The organism is Tessaracoccus coleopterorum, assembly GCF_011174705.1.
GTDB lineage: Bacteria > Actinomycetota > Actinomycetes > Propionibacteriales > Propionibacteriaceae > Arachnia > Arachnia coleopterorum.
On sequence record NZ_JAANIJ010000001.1, the window covers coordinates 150,413 to 171,954 of the forward strand.

Annotated in this window: 19 protein-coding genes, 1 tRNA gene and 10 pseudogenes; 8 read left to right on the forward strand and 22 right to left on the reverse strand. The window is 68.8% G+C overall.

What is annotated here, in order from left to right; translation table 11 throughout:
* Positions 1–2: 2 nt before the first annotated feature.
* Both G7085_RS23055 and G7085_RS33685 read left to right on the forward strand, forming a co-directional pair.
* Positions 3–685: pseudogene (locus G7085_RS23055) on the forward strand (S9 family peptidase).
* Positions 686–793: 108 nt separating this feature from the next.
* Positions 794–1,344 (forward strand): annotated as a pseudogene (locus G7085_RS33685) (DUF2332 family protein).
* A gap of 57 nt (positions 1,345–1,401) precedes the next feature.
* On the opposite strand, the pseudogene G7085_RS01030 reads toward G7085_RS33685, so the two are convergent.
* The 6 genes and pseudogenes from G7085_RS01030 to G7085_RS01050 form a co-directional block, all read right to left on the reverse strand.
* Positions 1,402–2,093, reverse strand: a pseudogene (locus tag G7085_RS01030) (YggS family pyridoxal phosphate-dependent enzyme).
* Positions 2,090–3,058: pseudogene (locus G7085_RS01035) on the reverse strand (VWA domain-containing protein). The pseudogenes G7085_RS01030 and G7085_RS01035 overlap by 4 nt, the downstream one beginning before the upstream one ends.
* A pseudogene (locus tag G7085_RS33690) lies at positions 3,046–3,818 on the reverse strand (VWA domain-containing protein). The pseudogenes G7085_RS01035 and G7085_RS33690 overlap by 13 nt, the downstream one beginning before the upstream one ends.
* The gene (locus G7085_RS33695) at positions 3,728–3,997 is read right to left on the reverse strand and encodes a hypothetical protein (protein ID WP_408647011.1); all 270 of its coding nucleotides are present in this window, start codon (positions 3,995–3,997) and stop codon (positions 3,728–3,730) included. Before G7085_RS33695 ends, G7085_RS33690 begins: the two are co-directional and overlap by 91 nt.
* Before the next feature lie 13 nt (positions 3,998–4,010).
* Positions 4,011–4,997 (reverse strand): annotated as a pseudogene (locus G7085_RS01045) (DUF58 domain-containing protein).
* 88 nt (positions 4,998–5,085) lie between these two features.
* Entirely contained in the window at positions 5,086–6,120 is a 1,035-nt protein-coding gene (locus G7085_RS01050) for an AAA family ATPase (RefSeq protein ID WP_197512682.1), read from the reverse strand.
* Positions 6,121–6,521: 401 nt separating this feature from the next.
* On the opposite strand from G7085_RS01050, the gene G7085_RS01055 reads away from it, so the two are divergent.
* Positions 6,522–6,977, forward strand: coding sequence for a hypothetical protein (locus G7085_RS01055; protein ID WP_197509695.1), 456 nt, complete (start codon positions 6,522–6,524; stop codon positions 6,975–6,977).
* 297 nt (positions 6,978–7,274) lie between these two features.
* Positions 7,275–7,348, forward strand: a tRNA-Ile gene (locus G7085_RS01060).
* Positions 7,349–7,419: 71 nt separating this feature from the next.
* Here G7085_RS01060 and G7085_RS01065 read toward each other — a convergent pair.
* From G7085_RS01065 to G7085_RS01085, 6 genes are all read right to left on the reverse strand, one after another.
* A complete protein-coding gene (locus G7085_RS01065) occupies positions 7,420–8,349 on the reverse strand; it encodes an endonuclease/exonuclease/phosphatase family protein (RefSeq protein ID WP_197509696.1) in 930 nt (309 codons plus the stop codon).
* Positions 8,350–8,722: 373 nt separating this feature from the next.
* Entirely contained in the window at positions 8,723–9,424 is a 702-nt protein-coding gene (locus G7085_RS33700; RefSeq protein WP_408647012.1) for an HNH endonuclease signature motif containing protein, read from the reverse strand.
* 17 nt (positions 9,425–9,441) lie between these two features.
* Positions 9,442–10,077 (reverse strand): DUF222 domain-containing protein, encoded by a 636-nt coding sequence (locus tag G7085_RS01070; RefSeq protein WP_197509697.1) that lies wholly within the window; start codon positions 10,075–10,077, stop codon positions 9,442–9,444.
* Positions 10,078–10,366: 289 nt separating this feature from the next.
* On the reverse strand, positions 10,367–10,759 hold the full coding sequence (locus tag G7085_RS28935; protein ID WP_331715391.1) for a helix-turn-helix domain-containing protein: 393 nt from the start codon (positions 10,757–10,759) through the stop codon (positions 10,367–10,369).
* Between the two features lie 18 nt (positions 10,760–10,777).
* On the reverse strand, positions 10,778–11,293 hold the full coding sequence (locus tag G7085_RS01080) for an AraC family ligand binding domain-containing protein (protein ID WP_197509699.1): 516 nt from the start codon (positions 11,291–11,293) through the stop codon (positions 10,778–10,780).
* A gap of 179 nt (positions 11,294–11,472) precedes the next feature.
* The gene (locus G7085_RS01085) at positions 11,473–11,670 is read right to left on the reverse strand and encodes a hypothetical protein (protein WP_197509700.1); all 198 of its coding nucleotides are present in this window, start codon (positions 11,668–11,670) and stop codon (positions 11,473–11,475) included.
* Between G7085_RS01085 and G7085_RS01090 the strand changes: the two genes are divergently transcribed.
* From G7085_RS01090 to G7085_RS01095, 3 genes and pseudogenes are all read left to right on the forward strand, one after another.
* Complete coding sequence (locus G7085_RS01090; RefSeq protein WP_197509701.1) at positions 11,663–12,172, forward strand: MFS transporter; 510 nt, start codon at positions 11,663–11,665, stop codon at positions 12,170–12,172. The two genes, G7085_RS01085 and G7085_RS01090, sit on opposite strands and share 8 nt — an antisense overlap.
* A 238-nt stretch (positions 12,173–12,410) precedes the next feature.
* A pseudogene (locus G7085_RS33705) lies at positions 12,411–12,551 on the forward strand (hypothetical protein); the annotation flags it as partial.
* Positions 12,552–12,592: 41 nt separating this feature from the next.
* Positions 12,593–13,255, forward strand: coding sequence for a zinc-dependent alcohol dehydrogenase (locus tag G7085_RS01095; protein ID WP_197509702.1), 663 nt, complete (start codon positions 12,593–12,595; stop codon positions 13,253–13,255).
* On the opposite strand, the gene G7085_RS01100 is transcribed toward G7085_RS01095, so the two are convergent.
* The 3 genes from G7085_RS01100 to G7085_RS28940 form a co-directional block, all read right to left on the reverse strand.
* Complete coding sequence (locus G7085_RS01100) at positions 13,198–13,836, reverse strand: GyrI-like domain-containing protein (RefSeq protein ID WP_331715392.1); 639 nt, start codon at positions 13,834–13,836, stop codon at positions 13,198–13,200. The two genes, G7085_RS01095 and G7085_RS01100, sit on opposite strands and share 58 nt — an antisense overlap.
* Positions 13,837–13,946: 110 nt before the next feature.
* Positions 13,947–14,471, reverse strand: a complete 525-nt coding sequence (locus G7085_RS23070) for an ASCH domain-containing protein (RefSeq protein WP_231979096.1) — start codon at positions 14,469–14,471, stop codon at positions 13,947–13,949.
* A gap of 185 nt (positions 14,472–14,656) precedes the next feature.
* Entirely contained in the window at positions 14,657–15,100 is a 444-nt protein-coding gene (locus tag G7085_RS28940) for a trehalose-phosphatase (protein WP_331715393.1), read from the reverse strand.
* A 476-nt stretch (positions 15,101–15,576) separates the two neighbouring features.
* Between G7085_RS28940 and G7085_RS01120 the strand changes: the two are divergent.
* Positions 15,577–16,967: pseudogene (locus tag G7085_RS01120) on the forward strand (alpha,alpha-trehalose-phosphate synthase (UDP-forming)).
* 130 nt (positions 16,968–17,097) lie between these two features.
* On the opposite strand, the gene G7085_RS01125 reads toward G7085_RS01120, so the two are convergent.
* The 7 genes and pseudogenes from G7085_RS01125 to G7085_RS36150 form a co-directional block, all read right to left on the reverse strand.
* Positions 17,098–17,646, reverse strand: a complete 549-nt coding sequence (locus tag G7085_RS01125; RefSeq protein WP_197509705.1) for a hypothetical protein — start codon at positions 17,644–17,646, stop codon at positions 17,098–17,100.
* A 196-nt stretch (positions 17,647–17,842) separates the two neighbouring features.
* Entirely contained in the window at positions 17,843–18,349 is a 507-nt protein-coding gene (locus G7085_RS01130) for a hypothetical protein (protein WP_197509706.1), read from the reverse strand.
* Positions 18,346–18,612, reverse strand: a complete 267-nt coding sequence (locus tag G7085_RS01135) for a hypothetical protein (protein WP_197509707.1) — start codon at positions 18,610–18,612, stop codon at positions 18,346–18,348. Before G7085_RS01135 ends, G7085_RS01130 begins: the two co-directional genes overlap by 4 nt.
* Positions 18,605–18,937 carry an alpha-L-rhamnosidase C-terminal domain-containing protein gene (locus tag G7085_RS01140; protein ID WP_269451741.1) on the reverse strand — a complete coding sequence of 111 codons (333 nt, stop codon included), beginning with the start codon at positions 18,935–18,937 and terminating at the stop codon, positions 18,605–18,607. The genes G7085_RS01135 and G7085_RS01140 overlap by 8 nt, the downstream gene beginning before the upstream one ends.
* A pseudogene (locus G7085_RS01145) lies at positions 18,867–19,891 on the reverse strand (alpha-L-rhamnosidase-related protein). The gene G7085_RS01140 and the pseudogene G7085_RS01145 overlap by 71 nt, the downstream one beginning before the upstream one ends.
* On the reverse strand, positions 19,855–21,360 hold the full coding sequence (locus tag G7085_RS31725; RefSeq protein ID WP_197509711.1) for a family 78 glycoside hydrolase catalytic domain: 1,506 nt from the start codon (positions 21,358–21,360) through the stop codon (positions 19,855–19,857). The pseudogene G7085_RS01145 and the gene G7085_RS31725 overlap by 37 nt, the downstream one beginning before the upstream one ends.
* A pseudogene (locus tag G7085_RS36150) lies at positions 21,360–21,520 on the reverse strand (glycoside hydrolase family 78 protein); the annotation flags it as partial. The pseudogene G7085_RS36150 and the gene G7085_RS31725, both read right to left, overlap by 1 nt.
* Between the last annotated feature and the right edge of the window lie 22 nt (positions 21,521–21,542).

Here is a 21,542-nt window from a genome sequence, read left to right on the forward strand (position 1 = left end):
GCATGGCCACCTCCGGGCTCGACACGACGATCCAGTTCTGGGTGTCGCGCGGCTTCGCGGTGCTCGACGTGAACTACTCGGGATCGACCGGGTTCGGCCGCGCCTACAGGGACCGGCTCCGTGGGAACTGGGGCCTGCTCGACGTGAGCGACACAGTTGCCGCGGTCGAGGCGGTGACGCGGCGCGGGCTCGCCGATCCGTCGCGGGTCGCCATCACCGGCGGCAGCGCGGGCGGTTACACGACGTTGAGATCGCTGACCACCACGGGCCGCTACGCGGCCGGAATCAGCCGCTACGGCATCGGCGACCTCACGACGCTCGTCACCGACACCCACAAGGCCGAATCGCGGTACCCGGAGGGGCTGATCGCTCCGTGGCCCACCGGCCGCGCCGTCTACGAGGACCGTTCCCCGTCAACCACCTCGACCGGTTGTCGACGCCGATGCTGATTCTGCAGGGCACCGAGGACAAGGTCGTGCCGCCGAGCCAGGCCGTGCAGATGGCCGACGCGGTCCGTGCCACCGGTCGGCCGGTCGCGCTCGTGATGCTGGAGGGTGAGGGCCACGGGTTCCGTGCCATGGCGACCCGTCGGCTGGCGCTCGAGGCTCAGGTGTCGTTCCTCGAGCAGGTGTTCGGCATGCCTCCGAGCCCGGACGTTCCTGTGCTGGAGATCGAGAACCTGTAGCCGCCATGGAGCAGCGGTGGTTCTCCACTGGTGAGGCGGCGGCCGCCCTCGGCGTGCTGCCCGCCACCCTGATCAACATCGACCCGCTGCTTCGATCCTGTCAGGATCGTGGGCATCATCCACCGCGCATCCATCGCCGAGCGGTACCGCTCCTTCGCCCTCCAGCAGGCGGCAGGCTCGTCACCCTCAGTTGGGGGCCTCCGCCGGCCTCTGCCTGATCCCCGACAGGTACAGCTACCGGTACGGCGCCTGGCCGGGGCTCGATCCCGACGACGGGCCCAGGGCGATCCGAGGGACCTCGCCTGGCTCCGGGCGCTCGTGTGGCCCGAGCATGCCGACCGCAGGCTCCGCCTCGACGCAGCCGCAGCCCTGGCCGCACGGGAGCGGGTGAACGTGCTCAGGCGGATCTGCTCGACGGATTGGAGCGGTTCATCGACGACGTACCCGTGGGAGCGACACTGGTCGTCACGCACGCGGCAACGTTGGCCTACCTCGATGAACGGGATCGGCGTCGGGTGGCCGAAATCATCGCGGCCACCGGAGCCCACCGGATCAGTATTGAGGGCCGGGGCGTCGACCCGCAGGTGTCGCCGGTCTCCGGGCCCGAACGGTCGGGACGATCTTTGTCTCTGCCCTCGACGGGCTGGCCTACGCGTTGAGCGACGCACACTGCACCCGGATCACGTGCGTCGACGCACCGTGACCGGAGTCCCGGATCAGGCGACGGCTGGTCGGCCACCGAAGACGGCGGTGCCGATACGCACACAGGTGGAGCCCTCGCGGATGGCGATCCGGAAGTCACCGGACATGCCCATGCTCAGCTCGTCCCAACCCTCACCGAACTCGTCACGGATCCGTGCCTGCGCCCGCACCAGGCGCCGGAAGCAGGCGGCCACGTCGTCGTCGATGGGGCTGTTGACGGCCATCGTCATCAGCCCGCGCGGTTCGAGTGCGTCGAACGCCGCCAGGCCCTTGGCGTAGCTGACGGCGTCGGCGGGGTGATGCCCGACTTGGCGGCCTCCCCCGACGTGTTCACCTGCACCAGTACCGGCAGTCGGCGGCCGAGGACGTCACAGCGCCGTTGCAGCGCCTCCGCGAGCTTGAGGGAGTCGAGCGAGTGCAACTCGGCGGCGTGTTCGGCGATCAACCGCGCCTTGTTGGTCTGGACCTGCCCGATGGCCGCGAAGCCGATGCCCTCACCGCCCAACTCACCCGCCTTCATGGCCAGTTCCTGCGGCCTGTTCTCACCGAACAGGTCGTATCCGGCCGCGTGGGCCTCGCGGATCGCATCGATGCCCTGGTACTTGCTCACCGGCAGCAGCCGCACCGAACCCGGGTCGCGCCCGGCCACCCGGCACGCATCGTCGATCTCCCGCCGGATGCTCTCCAGATTCGCGGTGACGGTCACGGCCACCGCGCCCCGAGTGAGATGACGCCCAGCGCAGCCAGGACCGCGAAGATGATCGCGAGGCCCGCATAGCGGTCGGTGATCTCCATCGGCACCTTCTCGGTGCCGACCGACTCGCGAATGGCGTCGTAGACCTCGCGGAGTTGCCCGCTGGACTCAGCGGAGTACTTCTTGCCCCGGAAACCCGGGCTATCTCGCTCAACTCGTAGTGGTCGACGGCTACCCGCTGCCGCTGCCCATCCTGGACGACAAACCCGTTGTCGGTACCGTAGGCGATCGTGTACACCGGCACGTGCTGGTCGGCGGCGGCCTGTGCGGCACCCGCCGAGCCGCGCCCGATGTTGGTGGCACCGTCGGAGAGGAGCACGATCGCGGCGGGAGCGACCTCGTCCGGGTTCTCCGGATCGGGGGGACCAGCTTGAGTGCGGCGAGGCTCTTGTAGATCCCCTCACCGACCGCGGTCGACGGCGCGAGCTCGAGGGCGTCGATCGCGCGACTCACCGCACCCCTGTCGACTGTGGGTGGCACGACGGTGTCTGCGGTGCCTGCGAACGTGACGAGGGCGACGTTGAACCGCTCCGGGAGGGACTCGACGAACGTCTTTGCCGACGCCTGCGCGGCCTCGAGCCGGCTGGGGTTCACGTCCTGTGCCTCCATCGACCAGGACACGTCTATGGCCACCACGATGGTGGCACGGTCGCGTGGCTTGTCGGCGTAGGCCTTCGGGATCGACCATGCGACGATCAGGGAGGCGAGGCTCAGCAGGGCGAGCAGCACGGCGCCATGGCGCTTCCAGGCCGCATCCTTGGGACGACGAGTTGAAGCCTCGAGCTCATGGGGCGCTTGTGGTGGCCTCCCCTGCTGACCAGCAGCACATACAGCAGCGCGATCACCGGGATGATCGCAAGGGCCCACAGGCGCTGAGGGGCGAGGAACTCCATGGCGAGAAGTGTCATCGCGGCCACCGCGCGGCCATGAACACCGCACCGAGCGCGGCGACGATGGCGAACCCGAGCGCGACCGCGGCGTAGGTGGCGGTGATCGGCTTCTTCACGTCCTCGTAGCCGATGACCGATCCGATCTGCTTGTAGGCACCCTCCAGCTGGCCCGCGCTCTCGGCGTCGACGGCCTCACCTCCCGACGCATCGGCGATCGCCTTCAGGGTGGCCGTGTCCGGGGCGACGTTCTCGCGCTGCCCATCCACGTCGACGAACCCGTTCTGGGTGCCGTAGGCGATGGTGAAGATCGGGATCTCCCGCGACTTCGCCTCGCGTGCCGCGTCACCGGGCGGGTCACCCTCGGTGTTGGTGCCGTCGGAGAGCATCACGATCATCGCCGGGCCGCCTCCTCCTCGTCGCCCTGCGGTGCCTGGTCGACCGCCTTGAGGGCGCTCGTGATGGAGCCTCCGATGGCGGTGCCGTCAGCCAGTTCGAGCGCGGCGATGGCCCGTTCGGTCGCTCCGCGGTCGGTGGTGGGCGGGATGGCGATGGAGGGTCGACCCGACATGGCCACGACAGCGACGTTGTACGTGTCGGGCAGCGAGTACATGAACTCGGTGGCCGCCTGCTTGGCCGCGTCGAGCCGGTTGGGCTCGACATCCTCAGCCGACATCGACAAAGAGGTGTCGACGATCATCACGACGGTGGCCCGCTCCCTCGGCACCTTCTCGGTGCCGAGCGGGTTGGCGTACGCGAGGCCGAGCGCGACCAGCGAGGCGAGCGACATGGCCACGAACAGGTGCCGCGTCCAGCGCCGCTGCGAGCCGACCACGCGGCCGAGCACACCGGTGTTGGTGAACCGCAGTGCGCGTCGGCCCTGAGTCGCAGGATGATCAGGTAGGCGATGATCAGGACGGGCAGCAGCGCGAGGGTCCACAGCCGCTCCGGGTTCTGGAACTCGGGCACCCAGCTCACCTGCTCACCCCTGCGGGGGTTGATGCAGCACGGACGCCGTCCGGCGGTAGTTCAGCACGAAGCGGGCTATGTCGGCGACCCAGTCGCGGTCGGTGCGCAGCTGGATGTGGCCGGCGCCCGCGCGGCGCAGCGCCACCTTGATGCGTTCACGCTGCGCGGTGGTGGCTGCGTCCATCCGCCTACGCGCGGCCTCGTCGGAGGTGTTGATGTAGCGGGAGAAATCGGTTTCCGGGTCGCGGATCAGCATCTCGCCGACATCGGGGAACTCGATCTCGTGCCGGTCGACGACCTCGACGGCCAGCACCTGGTTGCGCACTGCGAGGCGCCGGATGGCGCGCTCCCACTCGGGTGCCACGTTCGGGTCGAGCTCGGAGTCTCCGGGGTGAGGAAGTCGGAGACGACGACCCTCATGCCGCGGCGCCGCTCGGCGCGGGTCATCTGCTCGATCCCGTCACTGAGTTCGTTGGTGCCTATCGCATGGTCGGGCACGATGGGTTCCGTCAGGAGCTTGCGGAGCAGCCCGTAGAGCGCCGTGCGACCCGACCTGGCCTGGAAGCGTTTCACCTTGTCAGGGAGCATCACCATGCCCCGAACCGGTCGCCCATCTTCTGGCTGAGGAAGCCGATGGTGGCGATGGCCGCGATGCCGAGGTCGCGCTTGGTGATGCCGTCCGTCCCCCAGTTCATGGACGGCGTCGCGTCGAGCAGCGCCCACACCTCGAGCTCCCGGTCGGCCATGGTGTCGCGGACGTGCGGGACGGTGGTGCGTGCCGTGACGGCCCAGTCCATCTTGCGGACGTCGTCCTGGCCTGGTTGGTAGACGCGGGCGTCGTTGGTGTCGGAGCCTGGCCCGGGCAGCAACCCGAGGTGGTCACCGTGCAGGAACCCCTCGAGCCTGCGCACGATCGTCAACTCGAGCCGACGCAGCGCCGCCTCGGGAGCCAGCTTGTTGAGCGGGATCGTCGGCCCCGAGGGGGACGCAGCACGGACATGGCCGCACCGCGACGATCGTCGGGCGCAAGCATGGGCGGCCCTGCGGGGGCCGTGGAGGGTGAAGTCCGGCTGCTGGGGCACGGGTTCCTACGCGCGTCCGGGCTGGTGCGCGTGCTGGTCGTGGCTGGCCTTGCGCTGCTCCTGGTTCCAGACCGGGGTGGGCGCCGGCACCATGGCCAGGATGCGCTCGACGACGTCGATCGGGTTGATGTTGTCGGCGATCGCGTCGAAGCCCAGCACGATGCGGTGGGCCATCACGTCCTTCGCGACGACCTGGACATCCGTGGGCAGCACGTAGTCGCGACCGTTGATGAGCGCGAGAGCACGCGAGGCGGCCACGAGGCCCAGCGTCGCACGCGGCGAACAGCCGATCTGGATGACGTTTTCGAGATCGGGCATGTTGAAGTCCTTCGGAGCCCGGCTCGCGAGCACGAGGCGCACGATGTACTCGGCCACCAGGTTGTGCACGAACACGTTCGACGCCATGTCCTGCAGGTGAAGCACGAGGTCGGAGTCGAGCACCCGCTCGGCCTCCGGCGGCCGCACGCTCATCCGGCGGAGGATCTCGAGTTCCTCGTTACCGTGTGGGTAGGGCACGTCGACCTTCATGAGGAACCGGTCGCGCTGTGCCTCGGGCAGCGGGTAGACGCCCTCAGACTCGACGGGGTTCTGCGTGGCGATCACGATGAACGGCTTCGGCGCCGGGTAGGTCTTGCCGCCGATGGAAACCTGCTTTTCGGCCATCAACTCGAGCATCGCCGACTGCACCTTGGCGGGCGCGCGGTTGATCTCGTCGGCGAGGACGAAGTTGACGAACACCGGGCCGAGTTCAATCTCGAAGGTCTCGGAGGACGCCGAGTAGATGCGGGTACCGACGATGTCGGAGGGCACCAGGTCGGGGGTGAACTGGATGCGCGCGAAGTCGCCGCCGACCACGGTGGCGAACGAACGGACGGCCAGGGTCTTCGCGACGCCGGGGACGCCCTCGAGGAGGCAGTGTCCCTTCGCGAGCAGCGACACCATCAACTGCTGGACCATGTGTTCCTGGCCCACGATGACTCGCTGGACCTGGCTGACGGCCTTGCCGAGAACCTCGGCCGCCTCAGCCACGGTGCGGGGCATCGCTGCGTTATCGGTCGACGCTTTGCTCACGCGACGCTCCTTACTCGATCGGTACCGCGTCAACGATAGCGCCCAACGCTGTGCAGCCAACCGGGACGACGCGGGGCAGGAACGGGACAGCCTGCTTGGCCCGATGTGGTTCGATAGGTGGCGATGAGCACTGACGATCGGCCCGGAGAGGGCGCGCACGAGGCCGATGAGGCCAGGCGCGCCCTGCCCTATGAGACCTTCGACGAGGTGGTCGAGCCCGATGGACCGGCTCTTCTGGATACTCCGGAAGGCCGGTTCGGTGCCCCTGCGGAGTACGCGGCGATGCACCCCTGGATGAGAAGGACCCCGTCCGGGTCGGCGACTTCTGGCTCGATGCGCGTCTTGTGGCGACCCCTGCCGGCACGGCGTTCGTGGCGCATGAGGACGGCGGAGACTCCGTCATGGTGCTCCTCCTGTCCGCAGGTGCCGCGACCGACGCGGCGGCCCGCGCCCGCTTCTCGGGCGAGGTGAACGCCATGCACATCGACACGGTTGTGGCCCGCGGCGGACAGGGCCAGGCCGACGGCCGGATGGCCGTCCGGTTCCGCGGCGAGGAGGACGACCCGCAGCTGCCCTCGAAGGCGCCCCTGGCCCCCTGGGCCGCTCTCGCATTCGACGGCTCGAAGACGGCGGTGGATGAGGCAGCGCGCATCCTGCTGGCAGTTGACCTCACGACCGCGCCCCCACTCAGCGAGCCGTCCGGCCCCGGCTTCCGGCTGCACTGGATCGACCGGACCCAGCACGGAGCGACGCGCGTGTGGCCCTCCCGTGGCCGGGCCGCACCGACCGCGCGGGCTGGATCACGATGCTTGTCAGCTTCCTGCTGATGGCGCTGATCTCCGCGTTGGCTCTGCTGCTGGCCATCCTTCTGTTTCAGAACCAGCCGCTGGTGGACGCCCCCAGCCGATCCCGTCGCCCGCGTCGGGGAGCGGCTCCGGATCGCCCATGTCACCGAACCCGAGCCAGAGCGGCGGCCAGGGCTCCGTCTCCCCACGCCCGGCGATGGCGGCGGCCCGTACAGCGAGACGCCGTCGATGAGCCGTCCCGACGGAAACGAGTCCGGGCCCGGTAAGCCCTCCCCGAACCCGAAGCTCTAGCTCCCGCTATGCTGTCGGACTGTGCTGGGGGCGTTAGCTCAGCCGGTTAGAGCAGCGGACTCATAATCCGCCCGTCGCGGGTTCGAGCCCCGCACGCCCCACCCCGAGGCGCAATTGCGCCGTGACCCCGCCGGCAGGAGGGTGTCCTACCGCCCGGTGAGGCTGAACCGGGTCAGGACGGCCTTGTGGTCGGTCGGCCACGGGCCCTCGGCGTCAGGATCTCGTCGGAACTGTCGTCTTCCACGCGTTCGCTCCGGACGATGGAGGACTGCGGCCCGACCACCGTTGACGAATCGATCGTGAGCCGCTCATCCGGCAGGGCGAAGATGTAGTCGATGCGGTCGCGCTCGTCCGCCTCGGGTGCCCACGTGAGCTTGTCGATCGCGAAACCCTCGTTGTCCGACGGCCAGGTGAAGCCGGGGTTGGCCACCGGATCCGGATGAACCTGCCGGTAGGTGTCCACCAGGCCCGCGTCCAGCAGCCTCTGGGTGGTCTGCCACCTGATGATCACGCCGTTGTGGTCGAAGAGGTCGGCCGCCTCGGCCGTCCAGTCCTCTGCCGACGGCTCATTGAAGTCACCACCGAGGATGACGATCCGGCCGGCAGTGCGCTCGACGTCGATGTCCGCGAGCACCTCCTCTGCCGCTGCCGGGCGCCCGGACGCCTCGTTGGCGGCGAGCACCTGCCCGACATCGGTCACCGGGGCGTCCAGCCGGTCCCAGCCGCCCCAGCCGTCCGGCCAGTCTCCCTTGATCTTCCCGCCGTAGCCACGTGGCAGGTAGGTCGTGTACCAGCGGTACTCGAGGTGCCCGCCGTAGACGGCGACCTCGGTGCCGTTGACGTTGATGACCGCCTTCGACCACCACGGCCCCACCTCCGCCGTGGAGATGATCGGGTAACGCGAGACGATGCCCACGTCGGTGCCGATGAAGTGGTCGTAGCCGAGCAGCCGGCCCACTTTGGCCGGCGCACGCCCAACCTCGGGCATGAACGTCACATCGGCATCGGTCTCGCGGATGATGTCGGCGATCGCCTGTGCGCCGTCCCGGATCTGCGAGCCACCGTGCCACAGGTTGAAGGTGAGAACGTTGAGGCCACTCACGCCGTCGACCACCGGCCTCGGGGCGCGGGTTCCGCAGCAGGCAGACGCAGTTCGTCATACACGCGCCAGGCCCCCATCCCGGTGAGCACCACGAGCACGGCGGCGACCCCGAGAAGCAGCCATCGGACCACTCGTGGCGCGGTGCGGAGCATCCTTCACCAGCCCTTTTGATCAGGTGCCCGGAGGCTATCACCCCGCAGCGATGGCAGAGGTGTGGTGCGGCGAGGTCGATCCGGCCTCGGCAGGCAAGGAGGGCGCCGGTGACTTCTCGTCCTGTTCGGGGTGCCAGGGGTTCGGTTCGTCTTTGGCGGGAGTCGTGTGGGGGGTGGTGGGAGCAGAGTTCTCCGGTTGAGGGCGGGGCCGCCGCTTGGGGTCACATCACCAGCGGACGGTTGCTTCTGCTTCGACCCGGCCGGCGTCGTGGTTGGTAGGGGTGGGAGGGTCTTGCCTGGCCTCTGGTGTTTCTTGTGCCGTGTCGGTTTGCGTTCCGGGTCGATCGTGACCGGTGGATACAGCACGGGGAGCCCGTCTTCGGGTCGATGATCACCAACCACTGATACTCCGGTGCCTTGTTCGGGTCGGGTTCGACCACGCGGTGGTGGTGGGGGCACAGGAGGACGCCGTTGGTGAGTCTGGATCGGCCGCCTGCCCACCAGGGCACGATGTGGTGGGCGTCGCAGCTGGCCCAGGAGATGGTGCAGCCGGGGAACGCGCAGCCCTGGTCACGGCGGTTCAGGGCGATGCGGATGTGTTTGGGGAATGTGCGGCTTTCGCGGCCCACGTCCAATGGTTGTGATGCGGTCCCGAGGACGGCGGGGATGATCCCTGCGTCGCAGGCGATGCTTCTGGCTCTTGCGGGGTGATGTCCTCGCCTGTGCCGGTGAGTGTGGCGTGCCCGATCCCTTCGAGGAGGGTGTCGTAGCTGAGCGTGATGATCACGCGGGGCCGGTCGCCGCCGTTGTCGGGAGGTTCCCGGTCGCTGCGGCGATCCCGAGGAGTCGTTCCAGCGCGTCGGCGCGGCGGGCAGCTCTTGCGGGGCCGGGCCTGCGTCTTTGTAGGTGGCGGCGGAGGGCATCAACGCATCCAGCTGTGTCAGTAGCGTGGCGCCGACCACGGGGTGACTTTCCCTGCGATCCGCATCGATCCGTGATGATCGGGCTCCACGGTGAGGAACCGTTCCTGCTGCGCGAGCCGCTCCTCCCGCTGGAGGCGTTCGGCCTCCCGCTCCTCGGCGGCGTCCGGGTCGAGGAGTTCGGTGATCCGGCGGGCCATCTCGGCCAGGTCGATGGGGTCGAACCTGTCGGCGTGGTCGACCAGCAGCTCCTGTGCCCGGGTCATGTCGTCGACTCCCAGCGGGGAGTGTCTCAGCACGCGTACCACGGCCTGGACCTGGGACAACGACATGGTCCCGGCCCGTAATGCGGCGCCGATGCGCGGGTAGCGGTCGGCCAACTCGGCCGCGAGTTTGTACTGCGCGGTGGCTTCGCGGCGGGTGACTGTGTTCGTCTCGTGGAGGTGGTCGACGGCGTTGAACACGGCTGGTGGGGTGTCGAGGGACAGGTGGTGCAGTTCGTCGAGGTAGATCCCGCAGAGTTGGTCGGCGACCCGCTTCAGGTGGGTCAGTGCGGTGGCGCGGTGTTCGATGGGCATGTTGGACAGTCGCGCGGCCACGTCGGCGGGGAGGTGGTCGAGATCCTCCAGGCCATCGGTGACCACCGTGTCTTCCATGGACCTATTCTATCGGTATTGGAACGCGGATTGAAGACCTTGCCGCCTACTATCTTTACTATTTTTGATTTCGGTCTATTCGGTGTCTGCGCCCGTCATCGGTCTGTGTGGCTGGGTGTCGGGCGGATGATCCGGTTCTGATCCATGGTTTGTACGATTCGATGTTTCTGGTCGGGTATTCGATCACGGGCCGGGTGCTTGGGGTCGGTTTGTCTGGGTAAGTCGGCCCGTCGGTCGGCGTCAGGACCGTCGAGGTCCCGTTCCGCCGAGCGGGGCGCTATACGCGTCGCTACATCAGCGCCCCCTGGCCGCTCCGGGCAGTAGCGCGGTAGCGCCGGGGTGTCGTGCCGGTCTCGGCCCTGAACTGACGGTTGAAGTTCGACAGGTTTCCGAACCCGACCAGGTAGCAGATCTCTGAGATCGGCATCGAGGTCGAGGCCAGCAGGTGGCAGGCTCTGATGATCCGCAACCGTCGGACCATCTGGACGAACCCCGCCCTGCGGCCTCGGTGAAGAAGCGGGAGAACGCGGACGGCGACATTCCGACGATGGCGGCGACCTCCGGAGGCGGAGCTCCTCATCCAGATGTGCGGTGATGTGATCCAGTGCCGTGTTGATGCGCAGCTGCACCGTGGGATCGGAGGTGGCCACCGCCGACGTGCTCGACAACTCGCGCCGCTCATCCGAGGGGCAGCGGGACATCACGGTGAACAGGTGAAACAGGTGGTGCAGGCGCTCGATCCCGGCGGTCCTTCCGACCAGCTCAAGGATGCGCGCCCCGGTCGCCGCCGTTGCCCCGAAGTACTCCACTCCCCGATCGGCGGACTCGACCAGTCGGACCGCCTCCATGGCCTCCGGTGCCACCTCGGACAGGCCACGCAGACTGTCGGGATGGATCTGGAGCACGACGTCACGCCCGGGTAGCGACTCCCCGGCGACAGGTCGCTTATCCAGTTGTGCGGGAGATGCGAGCCGACCAGCGCAAGGTGCCCCGCCTCGAACCTCCCAACGTGGTCCCCGACGAATGCCAGCCCGGTGCCCGCCCGGATCAGGTGGATCTCCACCTCGGGGTGCGTGTGCCAGCGCGCAAGCGGATGCGGGTAGGCATGCTCGTGCCAGCGCACCATGCTGTCGATGTCGGGAACGACGACCTCTCGGCTCGGTGGGCGCAGCCCCGGCAGGGACGCCCCACCGGGTTGCGGGTCCGTTGTGCCCACGCCCTCCCCCTTCTCCCCGCGCGGGCCGAATGCCACCCGCGATGACAAAAACGTATCAGTTGATGGGCATCGGCGACGCTAGAAGCGGCGGCCGGACGGATCGAGATGGTGGCGATCCACTTCCATCGCGGCCATTGCAGGTCGCGGACCAATCCAGAGGTGATGCAATGTCGCTCGGCCTACCCCGCCCCCTCATCGTCGGCTACCTCGCCGTCGCCCTGTTCATGACAGGCGACGGCTTCGAGCTCACGTTCCTGTCCAAGTACCTCGTCGACCTCGGCCACTCCCAGGTCGATGCGGCCCTCGTGTTCAGCGTGTACGGCCTTCGGGTTGTCGGAGTGGATGCGGATCTGGGGCCTGATGTTCGCGGTGACCATCTTCACCAACATCGCCTGGGGCCGCATCGGCGACCGCTTCGGATGGATGCGCCAGATGCGCTGGTACGGCTGCCTCAGCTGCGCGGTCGCAACCCTCGCCTTCTACTACATCCCGCTCTGGTTCGGCCACAACATGGCGCTGATGAATGCGGCAGCCATCCTACTCGGTGTCGGGGTCTCGGCGTTTGTGCCGATGGGCGCGGTGTTCGCGGCGCTCGCCCCGGCGCATCCAGGGGCTGCGATCTCTGCGCACAACCTGGCGGCGGGTGTCTCGACCTTCCTCGGCCCGGCCATCGCCACGGTTCTGCTGCCCTCCGTCGGCGCGGCCGGCGTGTGCTGGACGTACGCCGTCTTGTACATCGTTGCCTCGGTGGTCACCTGCTTCATCCACCCACCGCAGCCGGGCATCACCGCAGGCCGTGCCCCGCGCACTGTGTCCGCCTCCTCACCGCGCGCCGGGCTCAACCTCGCCCCGGCCGCCTCCACCGTCCACCAGAACTGATCGGAACCCACCCATGACCGTCACCGCCACCCCGTCCCCAGCATCGCCTCCCATCAGCTCCACCATGCGCCGTGCGCTCGCCGAACCGCTGACCGGTGTCAGGATCGAGGAACATCGCATCCCCACCCCGCATCGGGCGAGGCGCTGATCGCCACGCGGCTGGTCGGAATCTGTGGCTCGGACACCCACGCCATCGCCGGGCATCATCCCTTCCTGACGAGCCCCTACGTGCCTGGGCATGAGGCCGTCGGGTCGTGGTGGGGCTCGGGAGGCCACCACCGGTCCCGAGGTCGGTCAGCGGGTGCTGCTCAAGCCGAATGTGGCCTGCGGCACGTGCGTCAACTGCATTGCCGGACGCAGCAACGCCTGCGAGACCCTGGCCTGGATCGGCTGCGATCCCTCCCGCAGGCTCTCGGGGCAATGGCCGACTACTTCGTCGCCCCGTCGGCAAACCTGTTCCCCATCCCGGAGGACGTGGACGACACCACCGCGGCGCTCATCGAATGCCTCTCCACCCCCGTGCATGCCGTGCGGATCGCGGGCGACCTGACGGGAGCACGCGTCGTGGTGCTCGGGGCCGGAACCATCGGGATCCTGACGCTGGTGGCGGCACGCCGGGCTGGTGCCTCAGTCGTGGCCGTCACGGACACGGATGCGGGCAAGCTCGCGAGGGCCCTCCGGGTCGGCGCCGACGCAGCCGTCGATGCGACCGCCGATGATGTGGACAGTCGGCTCATCGCCGCGCTCGGCGGCCCCGCCGATGTGGTGCTCGACTGCGTTGCTTCGGAGCGATCCATGAACCAGGGCATCTGCCTGTTGCGCCGCGCCGGGACCCTGCTGGTGGTCGGCGTGCCGCCCCGCTCAGCCGCACTGCCGATGCCGATCGTCCAGGACTGGGAGATCCGGATCCAGGGCTGCGCCGCATACACCGAGGAGGATGTCGACACCTCGATCGGCATCGCGCTGGCCGGCGGACTTCCGGTGGATGAGCTCGTTTCCGCAACGTACCCTCTCGACGACATCGGTCAGGCATTCCGCGCCGCCGCCTCCGACTGTTCGGGCAAGGTCCTCGTCGCACCGTGATGGCCGCTCCACCGCCTACCCGACGGGATCGGTCCCCTGCATCGCGGTGACGGGTTGGCGCAGCACCGTGCGCAGACGTTCGGGGCCGCCCTGCGGGCGTCGCTCAGGTAGATCTCGTGGTGCAGGCCCGCCATCCGCAGGCCGTGCTCCGGGATGAACCCGTGGTGCATGCGCTCGAGCACCGGGCCCTCGGCGTCGAACGGGCCGACATGCAGCGTCTGGACGCACAGCCCCTCCGAGAGGGTTTCGAGGCGGATGTCGTCAAGGCGCCTGGGCCTGTCCTTCGCCCCGGCCTGCCCGATGGCGGTCGGAAACGAGCCATCGTCGATCCAGCCGGGCACCATCAGCATCAGCGTCCAGTTCCAGCGTGACTTGTCACGCGCCACGGTGAACGTGTCCATGTCGTCGGCCCACCACAGGCCCTCGAGCGGTGGGACGACGTAGTCGCGCCCCAGTTCGCGCTTGCTGATGAACTTCAGCTTGTAGGCCACCGGATACAGCGCGCCGATGGCGTCCCGGTAGGCGGGAGAGGTGTTGGGGTCGCCGTGGCCGTCGACCATCAGATACCGCAGGTCGGGCACCTCGACGATGCGGAAGCCACCCGGGGAGCCTGATAGCTGTCGAGGGACTTCTTGAAGTCGATTTTGTCGATCACGTGGGCACCCGCTCCCTGGGTTCGGCTATCCCAACCCTAATGACCGCCGGGGCGCCCGGCGTTCCCGTCACCCGAGTTCCGGGCCGTGTTGCCTGAACACCGCGTCCCTGACCCGCTCGGCGGGTTCCCAGAGACCCCACCGGCTCCGCGTCTGGACGGGTTCGGCGAGCGCCACCGGGTCGGTGAGCACGAAGTGCTGGTGGGAGCGGCGTGCCCAGGGCGAGCACATCTGGATCGCGCGGCCGAACTGGTCCTCTCCGCACCACGAGGCGTCGTGACAGTCGACGAGGCGTGCCACCCGATGATCGCGCCGAGCTCGAAATGGCGCGGTGCGTCCACCCACGCCGGAGCGACCCGCGGGAGTTGCCGGAGCGCCGACACATCCGGCGAGTACGGCGCGAAGATCGCCACCATGCCCCGGTACGCGGTCGGGAGCAGCCGGTTCTCGACGTCCTTGTCCTCGTGGAGAATCTGCCATGCCCAGGGCTGCCGGACACTCAGCACGCGCAGCGGAACGCTCTGCTGCATCGGGCCGGTGGGCGTGGTCGCGGAGCTGGTCACTTCAGCCTGCCTTCCGACGCGGGCCGGAGACTTCCGGACATGCCGAGGGACGGCCCTTGATCAGTGTGGTTACAGTGCGAGGCCGGACCGGCCAAGACAGGCCGGTCCGGCCCGGACGACGTTGTCCTGCACATGCCCGTAGTCTAGGAAGCCCCTCGCGCCTGTCAGCCCGGGGTCGCCGAATGTCACCAAATCGTGACCTTGCACCCGCCGCCGTCCCTCTCAGGCCAGGGACGCCAGCCAGGCGGCGATGCCGTCGGGCCGTCGGCGAGGATGTCGGCCGAATCGTCCATGGCCGCCTGCTCCGGCGAGGCGCTCACCACCCGACACGTCACGAGGCCCTCAGCGCGCAGCGAGACGAGTTCCTCGAAGGCGGGCAGGTCGCCCAGGTCGTCTCCACACATGGCCACGACCCGGGCGCCGGTCTCTTCCACCAGAGCGCGGATGGCGTCACCCTTTGTCACGTTCGAGGAGCGCAGTTCGATGACGCTGCGCCCTGGCTCGACGGTGAGCCCATGCGCAGCTGCGATCTCACGGAGCCGGGGCAGGAGCGCCGCGTAGGCGCCCTCCGGGTCGTCGCTGCGCCGCGTGTGCACGCCCAGCGCACGCCCCTTGTCTTCCAGCACCACGCCCTGGATCCCGCACGAGGCGATGGCCTGCTCGACCAGGGGAAGAGCCTCCTCGACGGCGGCCGGACGCGCCGGCGCCTCGACCTGCCCGTGCCCACCACCCAGGTCTCGGCGCCGTAGCCGCCGACCACCAGCAGACCGTCGAGCTCCGGTCGCTCGTCAAGGCGTGCGAGGCGGCGCACCGTCTCCACGTTGCGCCCGGTGATGACTGCCATCTGCCCGACGCGTCCGATCAGACTTCCCAGCGCGGCGGCGGAGCCATCGTGCAGCCGGGAGTCCTCGGGGTCCGGGACGATCGCCGCGAGGGTGCCATCGAAGTCGAACGCCAGCAGCGTGTCCCCAGGTCGCTCCCGCAGCGCATCTGTGAAGATCCGACCCGCATCCGTGACAACAGTCCACTTCTCCATGGCTCCACCTTGCCAGGAACCTGGGAACCGGGTCATCGGTAGGCTGGAGGTGTTCCTAGGAGGATCCCCATGTCAAGTCGCTCGCACTTTGTCGTGATCGCCAACCGGCTGCCGGTCGACCGTGTCACGGACGCGGACGGAGGTACCGACTGGCGCACCTCCCCAGGCGGGCTCGTCACGGCACTCGAGCCCGTCATGCGCAAGCAGGGAGGCGCGTGGGTCGGGTGGCACGGCGCGCCGGACGAGACAGTCGCCGCGTTCGATCATGACGGGTACAGGGTCGTTCCCGTGCCGCTGAGCTCGGAGGAGTACGAGGAGTACTACGAGGGTTTCTCGAACGCGACGCTCTGGCCGCTGTACCACGACACCGTCGCGTTTCCCGAGTTCCACCGCGAATGGTGGGACGCATACGTCGTCGTCAACAGGAGGTTCGCCGAAGCGGCCGCCGCGGCGGCGGACGATGGCGCCACCGTCTGGGTACAGGACTACCAGCTCCAACTGGTGCCGAGGATGCTGCGGGAGTTGCGCCCGACCTGCGGATCGGCTTCTTCCTGCACATCCCGTTCCCCCGGTCGAACTGTTCGCCCAGCTGCCGTGGCGCACCAAGATCATCGAGGGGCTGCTGGGCGCCGACCTCGTCGGCTTCCAGGTGCCCGGGGCGGCCGCCAACTTCCTGCGGCTGGTGCGCGGACGCACCGACCATCCTGTGGAGCGCGACCGGGTGAGCCTCGGCGACCATGTGTGCCGGGCGCGGGCCTACCCCATCTCGATCGACACGCAGGGGTTCGCCGAGCTCGCGGCCTCCCCGAGGTGGTCGCCGAGTCGGAGGAACTCCTCGACGACCTCGGCCACCCCGAGCTGATCCTGCTCGGCGTCGACCGGCTGGACTACACGAAGGGCCTGAGGCAGCGGATGCGGGCCATCGGGGAACTGTTCGAGGAGGGGAGGCTCGATCCCGCGAAGGCGATCTTCCTGCAGGTGGCCACCCCTCCCGCGAACGGGTCGAGGAGTACCGCAGGCTGCGCGACGACATCGACCTGCTCGTCGGCCGCATCAACTCCGAGTTCGCCGGGCTGCGGCGCTCCCCGATCGTGTACCGGCACGCCAGCTACCCACGGCACACGATGGCGGCCATGTACCGGATCGCCGACGTCGCCGTCGTGACCCCGCTCCGCGACGGGATGAACCTCGTTGCGAAGGAGTACGTGGCCTGCCGACCCGGCGACACAGGTGCCCTGGTGCTGAGCGAGTTCGCGGGAGCCGCCCATGAGTTGAAGAGGGCATACCAGGTCAACCCGTACGATCTCAACGGGATGAAGGACGTCATCATGCAGGCCGTGACGGAGCCCGCCGTGGAGCAGCGCCGTCGGATGAGGTCACTCAAGCGACAGGTGCACCGTCACACGATCGACCACTGGGCGGACGCGTTCCTTGGCGACCTTGAGACGGTCACCCGCTGACGCAGCCCGAGGGCCCGCGCCGACGGGGTCCAGACTCCCGGCCACCCCTCCCTGCCTCCGCGGCACAGTCGCACACGGTTGTGGCCCGGACGAGTCGATCCGTCCGGGCCACAACCTTCTTTCATGCTGCTCAGCTGAGCGGTAGCACCCACACGTCGGCGACGGATGGGTCATGGTCCCCGTCCACATCCTGGAAGCGGAGCCGGACCCGGCCGTCGGCGGCGACCTCCGGCTCGTCGACCACGAACTGGTAGGTCATCGTGCCCTGCCCACCAGCCGTGCGCCGGAGGCTCTGCGACAGCACAGTGACGCCGTCGGCCGACACGTCGTAGGTCTTGAGCGTCGCCCCGTCGAAGGTCTCCACGACTCGGACCGCGAACGGACCGTCCGTGGGCACCACGACATCGAACTCGAACCAGCCACCGGGGTACATGCTGTGCGTGTAGCGACGGGTCACCCCGGCCTCGAAGGAGGTGCCGGAATGCTGCGACGCTGCAAGAGCGTGCGCAGCCTCGGAGGCGCCGTCACCGAGATCGACATGGTCGATGGCCCCCGTCGGAGGCGTCGGAAGCTGCACGTTCAGGCTCGCCTCGGCCTGTACCGCAGCGGCGTCGGGGCGGGCCGTGAGCCGGACCGGCCCCTGCACCACCGTGTCGGGAACGACCAGCTGGCCGGCCACCTCCGTCGTGGCCCCGGCGCCCGCCTCAACCGAGTAGGGAACCTGCACCTCAGCCCAGCCCGAGGGACCCCGAACGTCAGGACGCCGCCACGGGCCGCCTCAGTCCCGTTGCGCAGCACGGCCCTCACCTGCACCGTCTGGCCTGGCTGTGCCTGCTCAGGGGTGACGCTCAGCGAGTCGACCGTCACCGGCGATGTCACAGTGAGCGTCGCGGTGAGTGGGAGCGACACGGTGGTTCCGTTGTAGCGGTAGCTGGCGGTCCCACCGAGGTCGTAGCGGCCGGGCACGACGTCGTCCGGAATCGACACGTCGAACGGGAAGCCCGCCTCGGTGCCCGGTTGCTGGGCCCCGCCGGACGCGCAACGGGTGTGACGACCCAGCCCTCCGCCGATGTGAGGGTGGCGGCGACCTGGCTCAGCGGCCAGGTGCCGTTGACGGCGAGCGTCACGTCGACCCGCGCGGTCGTGCCCGGGAACGCGAGATCGGGCACCCCTACCTTCACGTCCCCTCCGACCAGGCTCGCGCCGGCCGCGGAGAGGGCGTCGGACGCCGCGGCGGCGAGGGCGCGCACGTCGGCGCTCTGCGCGTCGTCCAGCTCGCCCCTGGCGACCTCGGAATCGAGGTAGGCGATGAGCGTCTGGAGGTCGCTCAGGCCCTGGTGCACCGAGACCGCGGAACGGACGGCCGCGGAGGGTCCGGTCACGCCCACGTAGACGTCCCACGCCCTGGTTGCGGTGCGGTCGAACTTATCGACCAGCCGGCCCAGGGTCCTTGCCTGCCCTTGGACAGGGCACCGGCGTCGTCGAGCGCCTTCACCGCGGCGCGGATGGGGTCGACACTCGCGGCGCCGTCGCCAATCTGCCCGAGGGTCGGATCGACCGTGAATGCGTAGCTGCCCGAACCGATCGAGAGGCGGACGTGCCCGGCCTCGTAGCCGAGGAACTCGACCGAGCCCACGTCACGCACGGGGGTTCCACCCTCCCGAACCGCCCACGGCGACCGGGCGGGACCCGGACCTCGGCGGTCGTGTTCGGGGCACCACGACGTTCAGCGTCATGGTGCCTGCGGCATCGGTGCTCCAGGAGGAGCCGATGGTGCCGTAGGAGCTGTCGAACCGGTAATCGACCTCGTCGATGCCGGCTCCGGCGACAGGGGCGATCAGGATGCGGCTATATCCCGGCTCGAGCGCGGAGACGCCGGCCATGGTGCGGTACATCCACTCACCGACCGCGCCGTAGGCGTAGTGGTTGAAGGAATTCATGCCGACCGGGCCGAACGAGCCGTCGGGCATGATCGAGTTCCACCGCTCCCAGATCGTGGTGGCCCCTTGCCGATCTCGTAGCCCCACGAGGGTAGTCCTCGTTCTGGAGCAGCCGGTAGGCGATGTCGCTGCGGCCCACCTTGGTGAGGGCGGGAAGCAGGCCGTCGACGCCGAGGAAGCCGGTCGACAGGTGGAAGTCGCGGCGCTCCAGCGCCTCCACGAACTGGGCGGTCACCTTGTCGGACATCCCGTCGGGGATCAGGTCGTTGGTGATGGTGAGGATGTAGGCGGTCTGCGAGTCACCGCGCACCGTGCCGTCCGCCGAGATGAACGTCGCGGCGAAGGCCGCCTTGATGTCCTCGTAGAGGGAGGCGTAGCGGGCGGCATCCTCGTCGCGGCCGATGGCGGCGGCCATGATGGAGAACTCGCGGGTGCTCTTCGCGACGAACGCGGTGTCCACCACCGGCACCGGGGTGTCGTCGTCGAGGTTGAGCCAGTCGTTGTAGCCGCCCACGTTGCGGATGTGGTTGGTGGAGGTGGCGGCCAGGTAGTCGACGTAGCGACGCATCGCGTCGTAGTTCTCCTCGATGACGGCGGTGTCACCGTAGGCCTGCCAGAGCGAGTACGGCACGTGCACGCCCGCATCCGCCCAGCCCGCGCTCCCGTAACCCCCATCGAAGCGCCCCGGAATGACGGGGGCCACGCCCGGGAAGGCGCCGTTGGCGCTCTGGGTGTCGCGCAGGTCCTGCAACCACTTCGTCAGGAACTGCTGCGAGTCCATGTTGTAGTTCGCGGTGTTGGCGAACACGTTGATGTCGCCGGTCCACCCATCCGCTCGTCGCGGGCCGGTGTGTCGGTCGGGACGGAGAGGAAGTTGCCGCGCTGGCCCCAGATGATGTTGCTCTGCAACTGGTTGACAAGGGGCGACGATGTCTCGAGGTGGCCGGTCAGCTCGTTGTCCGTACCCACCACGACGCCCACCACTTCCCGGCGGCCGGGGCCTGGGTGAGCCCGGTCAGCTCGACGTAGCGGAAGCCGTGGAAGGTGAAGCGCGGCTCCCAGGTGGCCGTGCCGTCCGGCCCGAAGGTGAAGTAGTCGGTGGCCTTTGCGGAGCGGAAGTTGTCGGTGTAGAGCGTGCCGTCGGGGTTGAGCACCTCGGCGACGCGGATCCGCACGGTCGTTCCCGGCTCACCCTGCATCGTGACGCGGGTCCGGCCGACCATGTTCTGGCCGAGGTCGTAGATGAAGGCGCCCGCCACCGGATCGGGCATCCTGGTGCCTGTGATCTCCTCGGTGACCCGGACCGGCGGATCGATCTGGGGCTCCAGCACGTCGGAGCGTTCGTCCCGGACATCGGCCGCCGCCCACTGCGCGTCGTCGTAGCCCGGGCTGTCCCAGGCGCCGAGCTCTGCAGCGCGGCCTGCGTCGAATGCCTCACCGTCGAGGATGTCGGCGGAGATGGTGGCCGAGGGCGCCGTCCGCCACGTCTCGTCCGTGGCGATGGTCTCCTCGGTGCCGTCGGTGTAGGTGACCCGCAGCTGCGCGATGAGCGAGGTGTCCGTGCCGTAGACGCTGTCACCGAACGAGGCGACGCGGCCCGAGTACCAGCCGTCGGCGAGCTCGGCCGAGAAGGCGTTGCCGCCGGCAGCCAGCTGGTCGGTGACGTCGTAGCTCTGGTAGGCGATGCGCTTGCGGTAGTCGGTCCAACCGGGTGCGAGCTCCTGGTCACCGACCTTCTCGCCGTTGAGCCGCAGCTCGTAGACGCCACGGGCGCTCGCGTAGACGCGGGCGCTGGCCACGGGCTTGTCGAGATCGAACTCGGTGCGCAGGATCGGCACCTCCGTCCCCTTCGCGAGCCAGGCCTCGACGTTGCCCGCGAGGCGGAGGGTCCCGCCGCTGACGGTTCCGCCCGTGAAGGTGCGGTCGCCGGCCGCGAAGGTCGTGTCGAGCAGAACCTCCCGTTGGAGGACGTGACGGACATGTCCCGGATGACTCCCGCTCGTCGCCGTTGGTGCGGAAGCCGACGATGCCGGGGCCGGAGTAGGCCGTCGACGTCCGGACGTCGAACACCTGATCGTCGACCAGCGTCGTGATCGTGTTTCCGGAGACCTTGATCGTGTACCTGTGCAACGAGTTGAAGTTGAACCCGGCGGGGAACGGCGTCGGCTGCAGCACCGTGAACCCGCCGTTGGACTTGATGTGTGGCCGCAGCGCCCTCTCCGACTGGTTGATCTGCCACATGTAGGCGTTGTTGCCGTCGAGGCCGCGGAAGTAGAGGCCGAGTGCCCCGCGATGCCCGAGGCCCGGAACGTGATGGTGGTGTCACGCCAGGCCTCGGACAGGCTCTTGCCGGAGCCGATCCACTCGGCATCGGCCCACTCGCCCGAGCCCCGAGTGCGGTCTCGAAGGTTGCCGGTGTACTCCAGTCCGACGCCACACCGGCCTGATCCCACACCCGCACCTGCCAGACGTACCGCGTCGTCGGGTCGAGAGCAGGACCCCGTAGGCGACGCCTACCGAGTCGTCGGTGGTGGTGCGACCGCTGTCCCAGACGTCGGGTCGCTCCAGTTGCTGCTCACTGGAGGCGACCCGGATCTGATACGCGCTCTGCATCGTGCCGCGGGCCGATGAGGTG

Excerpts from the sequence above, each read along its gene's own strand:
- G7085_RS28935 (WP_331715391.1), bottom strand. The coding sequence starts at position 10,759 with ATGAGCGGCGCGAGTTGTCGAGCACGTCGGCGGTGGCCACCTCCGATC.
- G7085_RS01070 (WP_197509697.1), bottom strand. The coding sequence starts at position 10,077 with ATGGAAGACACGGTGGTCACCGATGGCCTGGAGGATCTCGACCACCTC.
- G7085_RS01050 (WP_197512682.1), bottom strand. The coding sequence starts at position 6,120 with ATGCCCCGCACCGTGGCTGAGGCGGCCGAGGTTCTCGGCAAGGCCGTC.
- G7085_RS01140 (WP_269451741.1), bottom strand. The coding sequence starts at position 18,937 with ATGCCCGACGGCTCGTTCGGCCCGGTCGGCATGAATTCCTTCAACCAC.
- G7085_RS01085 (WP_197509700.1), bottom strand. The coding sequence starts at position 11,670 with ATGGTCACCGCGAACATCAGGCCCCAGATCCGCATCCACTCCGACAAC.
- G7085_RS01095 (WP_197509702.1), top strand. The coding sequence starts at position 12,593 with ATGGCCGACTACTTCGTCGCCCCGTCGGCAAACCTGTTCCCCATCCCG.
- G7085_RS33700 (WP_408647012.1), bottom strand. The coding sequence starts at position 9,424 with ATGCCCTCCGCCGCCACCTACAAAGACGCAGGCCCGGCCCCGCAAGAG.